The sequence below is a fragment of the Leifsonia sp. fls2-241-R2A-40a genome (assembly GCF_030209575.1).
In the GTDB taxonomy this organism is placed as follows: Bacteria; Actinomycetota; Actinomycetes; order Actinomycetales; family Microbacteriaceae; genus Leifsonia.
This window is the reverse complement of record NZ_JARVRS010000001.1, coordinates 1,037,564-1,055,611: the sequence shown is the minus strand read 5'-3', so window position 1 is coordinate 1,055,611 and position 18,048 is coordinate 1,037,564. Positions and strand designations below refer to the sequence as shown.

Annotated in this window: 18 protein-coding genes; 4 read left to right on the top strand and 14 right to left on the bottom strand. The window is 71.0% G+C overall.

Annotated features, from left to right (window positions below; translation table 11 throughout):
* Positions 1-53: 53 nt before the first annotated feature.
* On the bottom strand, positions 54-596 hold the full coding sequence (locus QRN40_RS05265; RefSeq protein ID WP_285114456.1) for a type 1 glutamine amidotransferase domain-containing protein: 543 nt from the start codon (positions 594-596) through the stop codon (positions 54-56).
* A 58-nt stretch (positions 597-654) separates the two neighbouring features.
* On the opposite strand from QRN40_RS05265, the gene QRN40_RS05260 reads away from it, so the two are divergent.
* A complete protein-coding gene (locus tag QRN40_RS05260) occupies positions 655-1,479 on the top strand; it encodes an aldo/keto reductase (RefSeq protein ID WP_285114455.1) in 825 nt (274 codons plus the stop codon).
* 22 nt (positions 1,480-1,501) lie between these two features.
* Here the strand turns inward: QRN40_RS05260 and QRN40_RS05255 are convergent, their stop codons facing one another.
* The 13 genes from QRN40_RS05255 to QRN40_RS05195 form a co-directional block, all read right to left on the bottom strand.
* On the bottom strand, positions 1,502-2,116 hold the full coding sequence (locus QRN40_RS05255; RefSeq protein ID WP_285117445.1) for a GyrI-like domain-containing protein: 615 nt from the start codon (positions 2,114-2,116) through the stop codon (positions 1,502-1,504).
* 10 nt (positions 2,117-2,126) lie between these two features.
* Entirely contained in the window at positions 2,127-4,265 is a 2,139-nt protein-coding gene (locus QRN40_RS05250) for a S9 family peptidase (protein WP_285114454.1), read from the bottom strand.
* A 38-nt stretch (positions 4,266-4,303) separates the two neighbouring features.
* Positions 4,304-5,281: a zinc-binding dehydrogenase gene (locus QRN40_RS05245; protein WP_285117444.1), complete on the bottom strand. Its 978-nt coding sequence runs from the start codon at positions 5,279-5,281 to the stop codon at positions 4,304-4,306.
* Positions 5,282-5,295: 14 nt separating this feature from the next.
* The gene (locus QRN40_RS05240; protein ID WP_285114453.1) at positions 5,296-5,718 is read right to left on the bottom strand and encodes an organic hydroperoxide resistance protein; all 423 of its coding nucleotides are present in this window, start codon (positions 5,716-5,718) and stop codon (positions 5,296-5,298) included.
* A 24-nt stretch (positions 5,719-5,742) separates the two neighbouring features.
* Positions 5,743-6,198, bottom strand: coding sequence for a MarR family winged helix-turn-helix transcriptional regulator (locus QRN40_RS05235; RefSeq protein WP_285114452.1), 456 nt, complete (start codon positions 6,196-6,198; stop codon positions 5,743-5,745).
* Positions 6,199-6,257: 59 nt separating this feature from the next.
* Positions 6,258-7,727: an FUSC family protein gene (locus QRN40_RS05230; RefSeq protein WP_285114451.1), complete on the bottom strand. Its 1,470-nt coding sequence runs from the start codon at positions 7,725-7,727 to the stop codon at positions 6,258-6,260.
* 131 nt (positions 7,728-7,858) lie between these two features.
* Positions 7,859-8,761: an ROK family protein gene (locus QRN40_RS05225; protein ID WP_285114450.1), complete on the bottom strand. Its 903-nt coding sequence runs from the start codon at positions 8,759-8,761 to the stop codon at positions 7,859-7,861.
* Positions 8,758-9,513 (bottom strand): copper homeostasis protein CutC, encoded by a 756-nt coding sequence (locus QRN40_RS05220; RefSeq protein ID WP_285114449.1) that lies wholly within the window; start codon positions 9,511-9,513, stop codon positions 8,758-8,760. Before QRN40_RS05220 ends, QRN40_RS05225 begins: the two co-directional genes overlap by 4 nt.
* A complete protein-coding gene (locus tag QRN40_RS05215) occupies positions 9,510-10,544 on the bottom strand; it encodes an asparaginase (protein WP_285114448.1) in 1,035 nt (344 codons plus the stop codon). The genes QRN40_RS05220 and QRN40_RS05215 overlap by 4 nt, the downstream gene beginning before the upstream one ends.
* A complete protein-coding gene (locus QRN40_RS05210) occupies positions 10,537-11,499 on the bottom strand; it encodes an amino acid ABC transporter permease (RefSeq protein WP_285114447.1) in 963 nt (320 codons plus the stop codon). Before QRN40_RS05210 ends, QRN40_RS05215 begins: the two co-directional genes overlap by 8 nt.
* Positions 11,496-12,140: an amino acid ABC transporter permease gene (locus QRN40_RS05205; protein ID WP_285114445.1), complete on the bottom strand. Its 645-nt coding sequence runs from the start codon at positions 12,138-12,140 to the stop codon at positions 11,496-11,498. Before QRN40_RS05205 ends, QRN40_RS05210 begins: the two co-directional genes overlap by 4 nt.
* Positions 12,141-12,272: 132 nt before the next feature.
* Complete coding sequence (locus QRN40_RS05200; RefSeq protein ID WP_285114444.1) at positions 12,273-13,211, bottom strand: glutamate ABC transporter substrate-binding protein; 939 nt, start codon at positions 13,209-13,211, stop codon at positions 12,273-12,275.
* Positions 13,212-13,283: 72 nt separating this feature from the next.
* Positions 13,284-14,036 (bottom strand): amino acid ABC transporter ATP-binding protein, encoded by a 753-nt coding sequence (locus QRN40_RS05195; RefSeq protein WP_285114443.1) that lies wholly within the window; start codon positions 14,034-14,036, stop codon positions 13,284-13,286.
* A 173-nt stretch (positions 14,037-14,209) separates the two neighbouring features.
* Here QRN40_RS05195 and QRN40_RS05190 point away from each other — a divergent pair, with 173 nt between their 5' ends.
* From QRN40_RS05190 to QRN40_RS05180, 3 genes are read left to right on the top strand one after another with little or no spacing between them, the layout of a single operon-like run.
* Entirely contained in the window at positions 14,210-15,400 is a 1,191-nt protein-coding gene (locus QRN40_RS05190) for an ROK family transcriptional regulator (protein WP_285114442.1), read from the top strand.
* Entirely contained in the window at positions 15,397-16,335 is a 939-nt protein-coding gene (locus QRN40_RS05185; protein ID WP_285114441.1) for a Gfo/Idh/MocA family protein, read from the top strand. The genes QRN40_RS05190 and QRN40_RS05185 overlap by 4 nt, the downstream gene beginning before the upstream one ends.
* A 9-nt stretch (positions 16,336-16,344) precedes the next feature.
* Positions 16,345-18,048, top strand: a complete 1,704-nt coding sequence (locus QRN40_RS05180; protein ID WP_285114440.1) for an alpha-glucosidase — start codon at positions 16,345-16,347, stop codon at positions 18,046-18,048.

The following is an 18,048-nucleotide window of genomic DNA, read 5'->3' as shown; positions in this document are numbered from 1 at the left end:
CGACCACGACGCAACCCGCGTGGAGGCGTTTGCCAGGGAACGCCCACGGGCCTCTACTCGAACGCCTTCAGCAGCTCGCGGTTGAACGCCGGGAGGTCGTCGGGCTTGCGCGAGGAGACGAGCGTGAACGGTCCGTCGTCGACCACGACCTCCTCGTCGACCCAGGTCGCGCCCGCGTTGCGGTAGTCGGTCTTCAGGCTGGGCCAGCTCGTCAGAGTGCGACCATCGACCACGCCCGCCTCGACGAGCACCCACCCACCGTGGCAGATCACCGCGATCGGCTTGCCGGCGTCGGCGAACGCCTTCACCAGCGACACCGCCTCGGGGAACGTGCGGACCTGGTCGCCGTTGGCGACCCCTCCCGGGAGCACCAGTGCGTCGTACTGGTCAGCGCTCACCGAACCGAGGCTCGCATCCACCGGGAACGTGTCGGCCGGGGTGAGGTGGTTGTACGCCTGGACTTCGCCCTCCTCCTGGGAGATCAGCTTGGGCGTGCCGCCGGCGTCGCTGACGGCCTTCCACGGTTCCACCAGTTCCGCCTGCTCGATGCCTTCCGGTCCGACCAGGAACGCGATGGTCTTGTCATTCAATGCCATGTGTCCTTCTCCTTTCGGTCACCCCACCTGTACGCGCGAGGCGCGGCAGAATGAACCCATGGCGAGCATCCCGCAGTTGACTCTCAACGACGGCAACACCATCCCCCAGCTGGGCTTCGGCGTGTACAAGATCCCGGAGACCGAGACGGCGGACGCGGTGGTCGCGGCGCTGGAGGCCGGGTACCGCCACATCGACACGGCGGCGTTCTACGAGAACGAGCGCGGCGTCGGTGAGGGGGTGCGGCGCAGCGGCCTGGGCCGCTCGGAGGTGTTCGTCACCAGCAAGGTGTGGTGGACCGAAAACGGCTACGAGTCGACGCTGCGCTCCTTCGATGCGAGCCTCGAACGGCTCGGCTTCGACACGGTCGACCTCTTCCTCATCCACTGGCCCGCCCCGAAGAGCGACCGGTACGTGGACACCTGGCGGGCGCTGGAGCGCGTGCGGGATGAGGGGCGCGCGCGCTCGATCGGCGTCGCCAACTTCCACACCCACCACCTCGACCGGCTGGCCCGTGAGACCGGGACCGTCCCGGCGGTGAACCAGGTGGAGCTGCACCCGTGGCTGCCGCAGTCCGAGGTGCGCGCCTACGACTCCGCCCATGGGATCGGGACCGAGGCGTGGTCGCCGCTCGCCCGCGGACGTATCCTCGGCGATCCGACGCTCGACCGGCTCGCGGAGAAGCACGGTGTCACACCGGCGCAGGTGGTCATCCGCTGGCAGCTGCAGCTGGGCAACGTGGTCATCCCGAAGTCCACCTCTCCGGAGCGCATCCGAACCAATCTCGACGTGTTCGGTTTCGAGCTGGATGCGGACGACCTCGCCGCGATCGCCTCGCTCGAGACGGGGGAGCGGACCGGTAAGGACCCGGACGACCTCGGCTGAGCGGGCGCGCGGCGCCGCCGCTTCAGACGCGCTCGACGGGCTGGCGCAGGATGGTGCGCAGCTTCTCCGGCGCGGTGCGGCGGGCGTCACTGAGGTAGATCTCGTGGTGTCGTCCCGTCATCCGCAGGCCCGACTCGGGGATGAACGAGTTGTGCATCGCGTCGAGCACCGATGCTTCGTCGTCGTACGAGCCGAGGTGGAGCGTCTGGACGCACAAGCCCTCGTCGAGCGTCTCGATCCGGAGAGCGGCCAGGGGCAGCACTCCGCGCTTGCGGGCCGATGTTTCGCGCGCCTCCGCCAGGTGCTCGTCCGTGATCCAGTCCGGGAGGAGGTTGAGCACGGTCCAGTGCCACTGCGACTTGTCGCGCGCGGACGTGAACGCCTCCATGTCGTCGGCCCACCACAGCGCCTCCAACGGCATGACCGTGTAGTCGCGGTCGAGCGAGCGCTTGCTGAGGAACTTGACCGCGTAGGCGACGGGGTAGAGCGTCTGCAGAGCATCCCGGTACGCGTCCGACGTGTTGGGATCCCCCTGCCCGTCGATCGTCAGGTAGCGCAGGGGCGGCACCGTGATGATGTCGAAGCGCCCGCGCTTCGCGACGTACGACGGCAGCTCCTTCTTCAGGTCGGCCTTCACCGTCTCCTCCTCACTCACCCGAGGGATGCGCTCCCACCACGTCGAGCAGCCAGGCGAGCGTGAACGCCCGCTCGCGCCAGGCGGCGTACCGCCCGGAGACGCCTCCATGGCCCGCGGCCATCTCGATCTTGAGCAGGGGGTCCGCATCCACCTCGCGCAGCTTCGCCACCCATTTGGCCGGCTCGACGTACAGCACGCGGGTGTCGTTGAGGCTCGTGACGGCGAGGATGCGCGGATAGTGCGTGGCGTGCACGTTCTCCAGCGGTGAGTACGACTTCATGTAGTCGTAGACCTCTGCATCGTGCAGCGGGTCGCCCCACTCGTCCCACTCGATCACCGTGAGCGGGAGGGAGGGGTCGAGGATGCTGGTCAGCGGATCCACGAACGGCACCTCGGCGAGGATTCCGGCGAAGTCGCGCGGGGCCAGGTTCGCGACGGCGCCCATCAGCAGGCCGCCGGCGCTGCCGCCTTGAGCGGCCATCCGGGACGGCTCCGTCCAGCCGCGGTCGACGAGATGACGTGCCGCCGCCACGAAGTCGGTGAACGTGTTCTTCTTGTGCAGCTTCTTGCCGTTCTCGTACCAGAGCCGGCCCAGCTCTCCGCCGCCGCGCACGTGCGCGATCGCGAAGACGACGCCGCGGTCGAGCAGGCTCAGGCGCGGGATGCCGAACGACGGATCCATGCTCGCCTCGTACGATCCGTAGCCGTAGAGCACCAGCGGGGCGGGCTCGCCCGGCGTCACCAGGTCGCGGCGGTAGACCAGCGAGATCGGGATGCGCGCGCCGTCCGGGGCGGTCGCCCACTCCCTGCGCTGCTCGAACAGCGACGGGTCGAAGCCGCCGAGCACCGGCTGCTGCTTGCGCAGCGCGAGCTCCCCGGTCCGCACGTCGTAGTCGTAGACCGAGGACGGTGTGACGAAGCTGCCGTAGCCGAGGCGGAGGAACGGCTGCGTCCACTCGGGGTTGCCGCCGACCCCGACGGTGAAGAGCTCCTCGTCGAAGTGCAGCTCGTGCGGGGTGTCGTCCGCGGCCCGCTCGCCGTCGCGGTCGGGTACTCGCGCGACGGCCACGCGCGTCATCCCGTCGCGGCGGTACTCGACGCTGATGAAGTCGCGGAACGCATCCACTCCCTCCAAGCGCACGGCGGGGTCGTGGGGGAGCAGCACCCGCCGCTGGCCCTGCGGGTCGTCGGCCGAGACACTCACCAGTTCGAAGTTGACGGCGCCGTCGTTGTGGACGATCAGCAGCCGGTCGTGGCCGCCCACGACGGCGTGCTCGACGTCGTACTCGACGCCCTCGACGCGGGGCCAGACGACGGCGAAGTCGCCGGTCGGGTCGTCCGAGCGCAGCAGCCGGGTCTCGCTGGTGATGTTGGAGCCGGCCTCGATCACCAGGAACCGGCGGCTGCGGGTGAGGCCCACGCCGATCCAGTACCGCTCGTCCGGCTCGTGGAATACCTGGACGTCGTCGACCTCCGGGCCGTCGCCGACCCGGTGGCGCCAGACGGTGTCGGGTCGCCACGACTCGTCGACGGTCGTGTAGAAGACGAAGGCGCCGGTCTGGTCGAAGAGCGCTCCGGCGCCGGTCCCCTCGATCTCGTCGGGGAAGGCTGCGCCGTCGTCCACCAGGGACCGGACGCGGACCGTGTAGCGCTCGTCGCCTTCGGTGTCGACGGCCCAGAGCAGCCGGGACCCGTCCGCGCTGACGTCGAAGCTGCCGAGCGCGTAGAAGTCGTGGCCCTCGGCTTCGGCGTTGTCGTCGAGCAGGATCTGCTCGCCCGGGAGGCCGGTGCGCTGGGCCTCCTCGTCGAGCACCGGCGGCACCCAGTCGTCGGCCGACGTGATCGGCGCCCGGCAGTGGATGCCGTACTGCTTTCCCTTGACCGTGCGGGTGTAGTACCACCAGTCGCCCTCGCGGACGGGCACGCTCATGTCGGTCTCGCGAGTGCGGGCCTTGATCTCGTCGAAGATCTGCTCGCGCAGCACGCCGAGGTGCTCCGTGCGCGCGTTGGTGTACGCGTTCTCCTCGTGCAGGTGGGCGACGACCGCCGGGTCGTCCTTGTCCCGCAGCCACTCGTAATCGTCGACGTAGACGTCGCCGTGGTGGATGCGTTCGACAGGCTTCTTCGGGGTGGCCGGCGGGGTGAGCATGCCCTCAGGCTACCGGCCGCCGCCCACCCCGGAACCGGTCAGGGCCGCAGCAGCACCTTGCCCACGCGGCCCGGCTCGCCGCTGGCGGCGACCGCTGCTGCGATGTCGTCCAGCCCGAAGGTGCCGGCGACCGGGAGCGTCAGCGTGCCGTCGAGCAGGCGCGCGAACAGCTCCTGGAAGAGCCGGCCGCGCTGGTCGGCGGGCATCTCGCGGCTGACCACGCTGCCCCAGAATCCCTTGACGGTGGTCTGCTTGAAGATGATGTCGCCGGACGACAGCTCGAGCGTCGGGGACGCCATGGCGCCGAAGACGACCAGGGTCCCCTTCTCGGCGAGGGTCGACAGAACGTCGCCCGCCGCGGAGCCGCCGACGGAGTCGACGCCCGAGGTGATGGGGGCTCCGCCGGTGATCTCGGCGAGCTGCTCGCGCCATCCCTCGTCGTCGGTCGCGATGACGCGCTCGATGCCCTGCGCGCGCAGCTCTTCGACGCCGGCGGCGCGGCGCACGAGCCCCACGACGTTGAGGCCGCGAGCGGCACCCAGCTGGGCGACCATCCGGCCGACCGCGCCGTTCGCGGCGTTCTGGATGAGCCAGTCGCCCTCGCTCAGGCCCAGCGACTCCAACAGGCTGATCGCGCTGAACGGCATCGACACGAGCTGGGCGGCGGACTCGTCGGGGAGTTCGTCCGGCACGGCGATGAGCCCGGCGGCGCGGGTGACGAAGTACTCGCCCCACACTCCGAAGGTGCCGCCCGTGACGACCCGCTGACCGACGGTCAGCCCCTCGACGCCGTCGCCGAGCGCATCCACCACGCCGAGCGCCTCGGTGCCGGCCGCTGCGGGGAGCTCCGGCTTGAAGCCGTAGGTGCCGCGGACCGTCCACAGGTCGTGGTTGTGGATGGGGGAGAGCAGCATCCGCACGCGGACCTCGCCCGGTCCGGCCTGCGGGAGCGGTCGCTCCTCGACGGCGAGCACCTCGGCGGGGTCGCCGAACTGCTGGTGGACGAGTGCCTTCATGGTGTCCGACATGATCAGTCCTCCGAGACGGTGATGGTCACGTCGATGTTGCCACGCGTGGCGTTCGAGTACGGGCACACCTGGTGCGCCGCATCCGCCAGCGCCTGCGCCTTCTCCGACTCCAGGCCGGGCAGCACGACCTCGAGCAGCACGGACAGCTGGTAGCCGCCGTCACCGTTCGGGCCGATCTGCACGCGGCCGCCGACGGACGAGTCATCGAGCTTCACCTTCTGGCTGCGGGCGACCGCCTGCAGCGCCGAGTGGAAGCAGGCCGCATATCCGGCGGCGAACAGCTGCTCGGGGTTCGTGCCGGCGCCGGAACCGCCCATCTCCTTCGGGACGGCCAGGTCGAGCGCGAACGTGCCGTCGCTGGTGGCGACACGGCCGTCGCGGCCGGCGCCCGTGGAGAGTGCTTCTGCGGTGTAGAGGACGTTCATCGGTGCCTTTCGTGGATGTTTCGTTCAGTTCGTCGCGGAGACCGGCTGCTCCGCCGTTGCGGCGTGCATGGTCTCCGTGAGCCGGTGGAGCGTGTCGATGAGGGCGGCGGCCGCCTGCTCGTCGGGCAGGCCGGTGCCCGCGGCGATGCGCCCGGGGATGTGGGCCAGCTGCGGGCGGAGCTCCTGCCCGCGCTCGCCGATGGTCACGGTCACGACCCGCTCATCGCCGGGGCGACGCTCGCGCCGGACGAGACCGGCCTGCTCCATGCGGCGCAGCAGCGGGGAGAGGGTGCCCGAGTCGAGCTGCAGGTGGTCGCCGAGCGACCCGACGGTCTGCTCGCCCTCCATCCACAGGGTCACGAGGACCAGGTACTGCGGGTACGTGAGCCCCCAGGGCTCCAGCAGCGTGCGGTACGCCTGCGTGGTGGCACGCGTGGCGGCGTACAGCGAGAAGCACACCATCTCATCGGTTACCGGCATATCCCGATCATTGCACGCAATTCAGTTGTGCACAACTTAATGCGCAGGCCCCGGGATGCTCAGGGTGCGGCGGGACCTCGCAAGACGGCGGCGAGGGACGTGAGTGCGGCGTGCGTCCGCTCGAAGTCGACCGGCGCGGCCAGAGACCGACGCGCTCGACCGATCGCGACCCGGAGCCTGTCCGAGGCGCCCGCGGCCGCCGCCGCCGGACCATCGGCGAGGTGGAGGTCCAGCGCCGCGGGCAGAGCGGCCGCCGCTTCTATGCAGTCGATCGCCAGCGGGCGGCGACGACCGCGCACCAGACGCGCCGCCCGGTTCGCCGGCGCTAGCTGCTCGACGCGCCCGACCGCTGCTCGAAATTCCGCGACCAGCGCATCCTGGTCCGCCGCGGCCTCCTGTGCCGGTGCGACGACCGCGCCCAGAGCGAGCAGCATGTCGGACAGGCGACGCCGCAGCACATCCGTGCTCCGTACCGGCAGGAGGAACCAACTGGCCGCGATGCCGAGAATCGCGCCGACGACGATGGCGGCCAGGCGTTCCGCGAGCATCCCGGTCTCGGCGGTCAGCGTGACCATGCCGGTCAGCTCCTGCAGCAGCGAAAGCACCAGGGTGACGGCCACCGCCCAGAACGCGTAACTGATCGGTCGGAGCCAGGTGCCCACCAGCAACGCGACGAAGATCGCGATGACGACCCCCGGGCCCGTCGCGCCCGGGAGCAGCGCGATCACGGCTAGCGCGCCGAGCGTCCCCCCGAGCGCCCCCACGACGCGGAGCGCGCTCTTGTGCACCACATCCGCTCGCCCCCTATTGCCCGCGCACACCAGGAAGGCCGTGAGAACGACCCACATGACATGGCCGGGGAACATCGCCCAGCCGACGAGGAATGCCGCCGTCAGCGCGGCCGCCATCTGCAGAGCCATTCGTGTGCTGGCAGGCAGGCGCCGACCTGCGCGAGGCGCTGGGACGCCGGCCTCCTGTGCGCGGAGCACTTCGGCCTGCTGCATGCGTCCCCGCTCCGCCGGGATCAGCCGGAGCACCTCGCGGGCCACGGTGACCCACAACGAGGCGACGACGCCCGCAACCAGCACGAGCAACGCCGTGACCCACGCCGGTACGCCGGGGCTGGGGGAGACCGGTGCGACGAGGACGGCCGTCAGTGGGAGGGCGATCAGCGCGCCGAGGTGAGCGACGCGGGGACCGAAGCGGCGCATCCAGATCGGCACGCTCATCCCCGCGACGAAGAGCGCGGCACCGAGAGGAGGAAGGACGAGGAGCAGCCACCCGATGGCCCCGGCCAAGAGGCCGATCACCGGGAGCAGTGCCGCCGAGCGCGCGAACTCCAACCGCGTCCCGAACGTGCGGCGCCCCAGCGACAGGGCGACGACCGTGGTGAGCACGGCTGCGGAGCCGTCGGATGCGATCGCTGTCCCCGCCCACCACATCGTCGCGCACGCCCCGGCGGCGGCGGCCGTCACGACGAGAGCCACCAAGCCGTCACGTGCGAGACGTTGGGCGGACGGCGAGTTCACCGCCACATCCTCTCACTGCGGGCGGTCGTGGCCATCTAGTGGTCACAACACGCCGTGTGGCGGGGTGCTGGAACGGCGTGTTGCGTCAACTAGATGGAGCGGGAGCGGGGGCGGGGGCGGGAGCGGGCGCGTCAGCGCGCGGCGTCGAAGGCGAGCAGCGCGGCGCCCGTGCGGCCGGCGTCGCCGCCGAGCGCGCTGCGCACGACCGGCGGCCGGTCGCGCCAGGCGAGGCCGGCCGACATGCGGTCGCTCAGCGGCCCGAACAACGCGTCGCCCGCGTGGGAGACCCCGCCGCCGAGCACGATCAGTCCGGGATCGAGCAGCAGCGTCAGGATGTTGAGCCCCTGCGCGAGCACATCCAGCGCCTCCGACCACACCCGGTCGGCCAGCGCGTCGCCGCCCAGCCGCTCGACGATCCGCCGCGTGCTGAGCGGCTCGCCGCCGGCCGCCTGGTACCGCCGCGAGACGCCGGCGCCGGACATATAGACCTCGAGGCACCCGCGCTGCCCGCACGTGCAGGGCTCTCCGCCGGGGATGACGGGGATGTGCCCGAACTCGCCCGCAGCGCCGGTCGCGCCGGTGACGGCGCCGCCGGCCGAGACGAGCGCGGCCGCGACCCCGGTGCCGATGGGCACGAGGGTGAAATCGCCGAAGCCGCGTGCGGCGCCGGTGTTGCGCTCGGCCAGCCCTGCGGCGCGCACGTCGTGGCCGACCGCGACCGGCAGCCGCAGCTCCGCGCGCAGGATGTCGAGCAGCGGCACGTCGCGCCACCCCAGATTGGAGGCGTAGTGGACCACACCGCGCTGCTCATCCAGCATCCCGGGCGTGACGACACCGGCGCCGACGACGTCGTGTCCGTCGTCCATCGCGGTCCGCCGCAGGTCCTCGAGCAGACGGACGAGCGCGGGCAGGATGTCGTCGGTCGGAGTTGCGAGGATCGACTCGGCCGCGGCCGCGCCGTCCTCGCCGACCACGGCGCCCTTCATCGCGGTTCCGCCCAGGTCGACCGCGAGGACGACCGGAAGCGCGCTCATGCGGTGCGCTCCGCTCGCACGGCGCGCACCGCCGCGACGACCGCCCGCACGACCTCGCCGGACGTGACCTCGCGCTCGCCGGAGTCGTACGCCGTGGGCGTCCCCGCTCCCGCTGTCGCCACCCGCGCCATCGCACGCAGGTGCACTTCGCACACTCCCGAGCGCTCGACGACCTCCGCCGCGTTCGCCGGCCGCACGCCGCCCCCGGCGAGGATCGCCACGCGGTCGCCGGCCTGCTCCACCAGCCGCGCGAGCTCCTCGGCTCCATCGAGCGCCGTCATCGCTCCACCCGAGGTGAGCACGCGTGCGACGCCGAGGTCCGCCAGCTGTTCCAGCGCTTCACTGCGGTCCGGCACCTGGTCGAACGCCTTATGGAACGTCACCGGCGCGTCGCCGCACGCGGCGACCAGACGCCGGGTCGCATCCACGTTGATCCGGTCGTCGGGCCGCAACGCGCCCACGACGAATCCGAGCGCCACACCGGCAGGGTTCGGCAGGGCGCGGATCGAGTGGATGTCGTCCACCATCGCCTGCAGTTCGTCGTCGCTGTACACGAAGTCGCCGGGACGCTGGCGGATGAGCACCTGGATGCCGATCCGGGATGCCGCCCGCAGGGCGCCTGCGACCGTGCCGATCGACGGGGTGATGCCTCCGTCGCCGAGCGCCGCGCAGAGTTCGATGCGATCCGCTCCGGCCTCCTCGGCCACGCGGACACCCGCCAGGTCGTCGAGGCAGATCTCTACGAGGGTCACGCGAGGCGCTCCGGCGCGAGGCGCTCCAGCGCCGCCGCCAGGTCGGCCCCGACCTCGATCGCGCCCACCGGCACGCCGCCGCCGAGCACCGGCAGGTCGACCAGCGCTCGGGCGCCGGCGATCGGAGTGCCGAGCGCCTCGAGCACCCGCAGCGCGAGCAGAGTGGTCGCCCGCGGGCTGCCGTCCACGATCTTCATGGCCACCGCCGTACCGTCGGCCGCCGCGACCCCGATGACGCCCTCGGCGCCGCCCTTGGCGAGCGCTCCGGGCACCGTCTCCATGAGCGTGGTGTTCTGGTGGCCCGAACCGCCGACGTAGTACGGATGCGCGCGCATGGCGTCCGCGACCGCTCGCTCCGGGGTCCCCGGCTCGGCTTGCACGAGCCGACCGAACGCGCGGGCGATCCCGCGGACGCTCGTCCCGAACAGCGGGGCTCCGCAGCCGTCGATCGCGTCGTGGCCGACCGGCACGCCGGTCACCTCGGCCATCGTGTCGCGGATGTGCTGCTGCAGGAGATGCGCCGTGTCGAGGTAGCCGTCGGTCGGCCAGCCGTTGGTCGCCGCGGCGAGAAGCATGGCCGCGTGCTTTCCGGAGCAGTTCATCCGCACGCGCGAACGTCCTTCGCCGTCGCGCAGCATCCGCTCGAACGTCGCCTCGTCCTCCGGCCGGTCGACCGGGCAGCCGAGTGCGGAGTCGTCCACGCCCGCCCGCGCGAGCAGCTCGCGGACCAGACGTACGTGCTCGTCCTCGCCCGTGTGGCTGCCGGCCGCGATGGCCAGCTCCAGGCCGGCCAGCGGCGCGCCGGCGGTGAGGCAGGCCAGCGCCTGCAGCGGCTTGACCGTGCTGCGCGGGAGGATCACCGCATCCGGCCGGCCGAGCTCGAGAAGCGGCGACCCGGACGGGTCGAGCGCGATGAGGCTGCCGAAGTGCCGGCTCTCGATGAGGCCGGAGCGGCGGACGACCGCGAGTTCAGCGAGCTCGTCGAAGCCCACGGAGGTCGGGATGGAGACGGTGGGGGCGGCGTCAGACATGGTCGGCTTTCGTTGTATCGGTGTCGTCGGCCTCGTGCTCCACGGCGGCGACGGCGGGCAGGACGGGAAGCGCCGCGACGACCGGCGCGGGAGCCGACCGGCGCCGGGAGCCGCGCTGCAGCCGCGACGCGAACGCCGACAGGCTGCCGTTGACGACGAGGTAGATGACGGTGACCGCGACATAGGTCGGGATGAGCAGGTGCAGGTACGACGCCAGCACCTGACCGCGATACAGCAGTTCGGTGAACGCGACGATGTAGCCGAGCGAGGTGTCCTTCAGAAGGCTGACGAACTGCGTGACCAGGGACGGCGTGACATTGCGGACAGCCTGGGGGAGCACGACGTACGTCATGGCCTGCACCGGGCGCATCCCGAGGCTGAGCGCGGCCTCGCGCTGTCCGCGCGGGAGGCTCAGGATGCCGGCGCGCACGATCTCCGCGAACACGGCCGCGTTGGCGATGGTGAGCGGCACGACCAGCTTCCACAGCGTCGGCAGGTTGATGCCGAGCTGCGGGAGGCCGAAGAGCATGAGGTAGATCACCAGCAGCACCGGCACCGTGCGGGCGATCTCGATGTAGAGCCCGCACAGGATGCGCACCCAGCGCACGTGGCTGACGCGGCCGAGCGCGAGGAGCACGCCGAGCACCGCACCGAGCACAGCGACGATCGCCGCCGCCTCCAGCGTGCCGAGCAGGCCGACCAGCAGGTACTGCCAGATCGCCCACTCGGTGAACGGAGCCCAGCGCTCGGGTGCGAGCTGGCCGTGGGCGGCGAACTGCCAGAGCCCCAGGCCCACGACGACCGCGAACAGCACAACGCTGACGATCGAGCCGAGCAGGATGTTGCGCCGGCCGCGCGGGCCGGGCACGTCGTAGATGAAGGCGGCGTCGTAGCGGCGCTTGGTCCGGCGGGCGCGCACGGGCGCCGGGCGATCCGGAATGAGCTGCGCGGTCATCGGGCGATCGCCACCTTCCGCTCGACCCAGCCGGCGGCGAGGCCGATGGCGAGGGCGATGGCCATGTAGAGGAGTCCTGCGCTGGAGAAGATCAGGATGGGCTGCGCCGCGACGAGGTTCACCTTGTTGACCTCGGCGGTGAGTTCGACGACGCCGACGGCAGCCGCGAGGGCGGTGTTCATCGCGAGCGCGATCATCACGTTGCCGATCGGCTGCACGACCGCGCGCAGCGCCTGCGGGACGACGACGTACCGCAGCGACTGCCAGAGGGTGAGGCCGAGCGCGCGGGACGCCTCGACCTGCCCGACGGGGACGGTGTTCACACCCGAGCGGACGGCTTCGGCGACGTACGCCGCCTCGTAGACGGTGAGCACGATGATCGCGGTCGGCGTCAGCGGCAGCAGGATGCCCGCATCCGGGAGCGCGAAGACCGCGAGCAGCAGTAGTGCCAGCAGCGGCACGTTGATGAAGAACTGGACGTAGAGGAACGCCGCGGCGCGCAGCACCGGGATGGGGCTGACGCGAGCGATCGTCACCAGCACGCCGAGCACGATGGACCCGACGCCGGCCACCACGGCCATCAGCAGGGTCGTGCCCAGCGCCTGGACCAACGGTCCCAGGTTGTCGATCAGGGGGTTCATCGTTCTCTCGTCCGACAGATCGGGTGGGGAGGGGAAGGCCGGATGCGCGCGGGCGTGGGGGTCGCCTCCACGCGCATCCGACCGGTCTGGTGCAGAAGGGCTCGGAACCCTACGGTTCAGAAGCCCGCCGGCTCAGGAGCCGGGGACGGACCCGATCTCCGGTGCCGTGGGCACATCCGAGTCGGTCACGGTGCCGAGCGTGGTCTTCCACGCCTTGCCCCACTGGCCGCCCTTCTGGATGGTCTTCAGCCACTCGTTGACGAACTTCTTGAAGTCGTCGTCACCGTGCTTGAGGCCGATGCCGTACGGCTCCTTCGTGAAGGGGTTGCCGACGACCTTGATCTGCTTCTCGCTGGCGGCGTCGCTGGCGAGCAGGGTGTAGTCCTGCACGTAGGCGTCGCCGCGGCCCTGGATCAGGGCCTGGACGGCGGCCGGGTCGGTGCCGAACGCGGTGACGGTCGCCTTCGGGGCGATCTTCGGCACCTCGGTGACGGCAGGCGTGTTGGCGCCGACGATCACGTTCTTGCCGTCGATGTCCTTGTAGCTCTTGATGTCCTTGTTGTCGCTCTTGACCGCGACGGCCAGGCCCGACTCGAAGTACGGTCCGGCGAAGTCGACCTGCTTGGCCCGCTCCTCCGTGATCGTGTACGTGTTGAAGACCACGTCGACGGTGTCGTTCTGCAGCATCGCCTCGCGCGTCTCGGACGCCGGCGGCACGATCTCGACGTTCGGCTTGCCGATGATGTAGGTGGCGAGCAGCTTGGCGAGCTCGGCGTCGAAGCCGTTCACCTGGGAGGGGTCGGTCGGGTCCTGCTGCGACAGCAGCGGGGCGTCGAGCGCCTCGGCGACGATGAGCTTGCCGCGCTTCTTGATCTTCTCCATGGTCGAGCCGGAGATGATGAGGTCGGACTTCGCGACGGGCGCGCCGGCGAGCACGGAGTCTCCGGACGCGGTCGAGCTGGCGTCGCTGCCGGGCAGTGCCGTGTTTCCGGAGCAGGCGGTGACGGCCAGCGTCACGGCCGCGAGCAGGACGCCGGCGACGGCGCTCTTCCTGCGAATGCTGCGGGTCATGGGATGCATCCCTTTCTTAGGTGGGCGGGGTGTGATGTGGAACGGTGGTGCGCGGCCTCGCGCGGGCGCGTGTCAGTGCGACAGCACGGCGGCCAGGAACGACTGCGCCCGCGCGGTGGCCGGCGAGTCGAAGAATTGTGCGGGCGGCGCCTGTTCGACGATCTGACCGCGGTCCATGAAGACGACGCGATCTGCCGCGCGGCGGGCGAAGCCCATCTCGTGGGTGACCACGATCATGGTCATGCCCTCTTTGGCGAGGGAGGTCATCACGTCGAGCACCTCGCCGACCATCTCGGGGTCGAGTGCGCTGGTGGGCTCGTCGAAGAGCATCACCTTGGGCTGCATGGCGAGCGCGCGGGCGATCGCGGCGCGCTGCTGCTGTCCGCCGGAGAGCTGCGCCGGGTGGCTGTCCGCCTTGTCGGCGATGCCCACGCGGTCGAGGAGCTGCATCGCCTGGGCGCGCGCGGCCTCCTTGCCGAGCTTGCGGACCTTCAGGGGAGCGAGCATGACGTTCTCGAGGATCGTGCGGTGCGCGAAGAGGTTGAACGACTGGAAGACCATGCCGACCTCGGCCCGGAGCCTCGCCAGCGGCGCGCCCTCGTCCGGAAGGAGTTCGCCGTCCACGCGGATCTCGCCCGCGTCGATCGTCTCGAGGCGATTGATGGACCGGCAGAGCGTCGACTTGCCGGAACCCGACGGCCCGACGACGACGACGACCTCGCGCTCGGCGACGTCGAGGTCGATGTTCTGCAGCACGTGGAGGTCGCCGAAGTACTTGTCGACCGCGCGCAGGCTCACCATCGGCTGGGCGTCCGTTGCTGTCATCGGTTCCTCGCATCGTTGTCGGGCAGGTTTCGACGAGCGTACTAAGTGTCTCGCGTTGTCCGCAATATCGAAATTAGTTAATGCGATATCGAACGAAGTCGGTACAGTATTCTCAACGCAGCGGGGCGCACGGAGCCTCCGCCCGGAGGGGATGCGGCGATGGGAATGCGGCGATGACGAGCACGGTCGAGGCGGCGAATCCGTTCGCAGCCGGCCCCGGGACCCCGGGCGGCATCCTGGACCTCGTCCGGTCCGGCCGCTCGCGCTCCCGCGCCGACCTGGCCCGCAGCACCGGGCTCTCCCCGTCCACCGTGTCGCAGCGCGTCGACGCGCTCATCGCCGCCGGCTATCTCCGCGAGGCGGGCGCCGGGGTGTCGCACGGCGGACGGCGGCCGCGGGCCCTCGAAGTGGATGCGTCGACCGGCGTCGTCTGCGCCGCCGACCTCGGCTCCCACCACGCGACCTTCGGCCTGATCGACCTGAGCGGCCGCATCCTCGTCGCGCGCACGGAGCAGATGGACATCGGGACCGGCCCGGGCGCCGTCCTCGGCTGGATCGCCGACGTCGCCCGCGAGCTCGTCGCGGAGCACGCACAGCCCGGCCAGACCCTCCGCGGTTTCGGCATCGGCCTGCCCGGGCCGGTCGATTCGACGACGGGCCGCATGGTCTCGCCGTCGCGCATGCCCGGGTGGAACGGCGTGGACGTCGCCGCCGAGCTGAGCGCCATCACCGGGCTCCCAGCCGCGGCGGACAACGACGCGAACCTGATGGCGCTCGGCGAGTACGACGCCCTGGGCGGGGATGTCGGCGAGCTCGTCTTCGTCAAGGCGGGATCCAGCATCGGGTGCGGGATCGTCGCGTTCGGCGGCGTCTACCGCGGCCACCACGGCATGGCCGGCGACATCAGCCACGTCACCGTGCCCGGTGCGCCGGCGGTGCTGTGCTCGTGCGGTCGCATCGGCTGCCTGGATGCGGTGGCCGGCGGTGCCGCGATCGTCCAGGCGCTGCGCGCCTCAGGCGTCGAGGTCGACGACACCCGCGACGTGCTCGCGCTCGCCCGCGACGCGCATCCCCGCGCAACGCAGGAGCTCCGCGAAGCGGGACTCCGCACCGGCGGCGTGCTCGCGACGATCATGAACTTCTTCAACCCGCAGCGCTTGGTGCTCGGCGGCATCCTCGGGGAGGCGGAGGCGTTCGTCGCCGGCGTCCGCTCGGCCATCTACTCGGACTGCCTGCCGATGATCACGGACCAGCTGGACATCGCGGTCAGCACCGCGAAGGAGAACGCCGGAATTCGGGGCGCCGGCCGTCTCATCCTCGACTCGGTGTTCGATCCCGCGCGGGTCGACCTCGTCGTGCGGTGACGCGTCATGCGGTGGACCGGCGTGCGGTGACCCACGGCGTCGCGATCGTCGGCGCGGGGCGGATGGGGCAGGCTCACGCGTCGGCGTGGGCCGCGAACGGGGTACCGGTGCGCTGGGTCGTCTCGCCCCGACGACGTCCGTCGCTGGAGGATGCGGCAGGCGCCCGCTGGGCCACGCAACTGTCCGAGGCACTGGCCGACCCGGCGGTGACGATCGTCTCGATCTGCACTCCGACTCCTTCGCACGCGGACCTGGCCATCGAGGCGCTCGAGGCCGGGCGCAGCGTCCTGCTCGAGAAGCCGATCGCGCTGACGCTGGAGGATGCCGCGCGGGTCGCGGCGGCCGCATCCCCGGCCGCTGGGACGCTCATGGTCGCCCATGTCGTGCGATTCTTCCCCGGGTACGCGGCCCTCGCCGAGCGGGTCGCCGCAGGTTCCGTCGGGCGCCCACGCGTCGTCCGGGCGTCGCGCATCTCCGCCTCGCCCGCCGGCTACGACTGGCTGGCTGATGAGGAGCGCTCGGGCGGGATGCTCGTCGATTTCGCGATCCACGACATCGACCAGGCAGCCTCCTACCTCGGACGTGCCGTCGCCGTCAGCAGCGTGCCGCTCGGCGGAACCGGGTTCGGCCTGCCCGTCGCCACCACTATCGAATACGCCGACGGCGGGATCGCACAGCTGCTCAGCGTCTCCGATCTGCCCGCGGGGCAGCCGTTCCGCACGAGCTTCGAGGTGGTCGGCGACACCGGGGTGGATGCGGCATCGCCGGATGCGGGGGACGCCTTCGCCGAGCAGGCCCGCTACTTCCTGGAATGCGTCGGCGCCGGGTCCCCGCCCAGCCGAGCGCCCGTGTCCGCGGCGGTCGAAGCGTTGCGCGTGGCACTCGCTGCGCGCGACTCCGCGCGCACCGGACGACGGGTGGAACTCGCCGGGTAGGGTGGCGGGGTGAGCGACAAGTGGTGGCAGTCGGCGGTCGTCTATCAGGTCTATCCGCGGAGCTTCGCGGACAGCGACGGTGACGGCATCGGCGACCTGCAGGGCATCATCCAGCATCTGGACTACCTCAAGCAGCTCGGCGTCGATGTGGTCTGGCTGTCGCCGATCTACGCGTCACCTCACGACGACAATGGCTACGACATCAGCGACTACCGCGCGATCGACCCGCTGTTCGGCACGTTCGACGACTTCGACGAGCTGCTCTCCGGGCTGCACGCCCGCGGCATGAAGCTCGTCATGGACCTCGTGGTGAACCACACGTCCGATGAGCACCCGTGGTTCATCGAGTCGGCGTCCTCCACCGACAGCCCGAAGCGCGACTGGTACTGGTGGCGCGCGCCGCGCGACGGGAAGCAGGCGGGGGAGCACGGAGCCGAGCCGAACAACTGGGGCTCCTTCTTCTCCGGCCCCGCCTGGCAGCTGGATGCGCAGACCGGCGAGTACTACCTCCACCTCTTCTCCCGCAAGCAGCCAGACCTCAACTGGGAGAACCCGGAGGTGCGCGACGCGGTCTACGAGATGATGAACTGGTGGCTCGACCGCGGGGTCGACGGCTTCCGGATGGACGTCATCAACTTCATCTCCAAGGTCACCGAGCTGCCCGACGGAGAGGTGCCCGCTGGCGCCCTGTACGGTGACGCGTTCCCGTTCTTCGTCGACGGCCCGCGCATCCACGAGTTCATCCGCGAGATGCACGAGCGGGTGTTCGCCGGACGCGGCGACCGGTACCTCACGGTGGGCGAGATGCCGGGGGTGGACGTGGAGCAGGCGCAGCGCTTCACGGACCCGCGCAACCACGAGCTCGACATGGTGTTCCAGTTCGAGCACGTCGACCTCGACCACGGGCCCGGCGGCAAGTGGGACTACCGGCCGGCGAGCGTGCTCGACCTCAAGCGGAACCTGTCCAAGTGGCAAGAGGGCCTCGCCGAGGTCGGCTGGAACAGCCTGTACTGGAACAACCACGACCAGCCGCGCGTGGTCAGCCGCTTCGGCGACGACGGCGAGTACCGCATCCCGTCTGCGAAGGCGCTCGGTACGGTGCTGCACCTGATGCGCGGGACCCCGTACGTCTACCAGGGCGAGGAGCTCGGGATGACGAACGTGGCGTTCGCCGCCATCGACGACTTCCGCGACATCGAGTCGCTGAACCACTACGCCGAGGCGGTCGACATCCTCGGGGCGCCGGCGGAGCAGGTGCTCGCGGCCCTGCGCCGGACCAGCCGGGACAATGCTCGTACGCCCATGCAGTGGACCGCCGGCCCGAACGCCGGGTTCACGAGCGGGACGCCGTGGATCGCGGCCAACCCGAACGCGGACGAGGTCAATGCCGAGGCGGAGGTGGCGGACGGCGACTCCGTGTTCGCGCACTACCGTGCCCTGATCGACCTGCGGCACCGGTCGGAGGTGGTGGCGACCGGCGACTACACCCTGGTGCTGCCCGAGCATCCGCAGATCTTCGCCTACACGCGCAGCCTGGGTGGCGAGTCCCTCCTCGTGCTCGCGAACCTCAGCGGGTCGGTGGCGACGTTCGAGCCGGCTTCGCTGCCCGGCTGGGACGGCGCAGAGGTCGTGCTCGGCAACATGGACGGGGAGACGTCCGCAGCCTCGGGCACGCTGCGCCCCTGGGAGGCGGTCGTCTACTCGCGCGGCTGA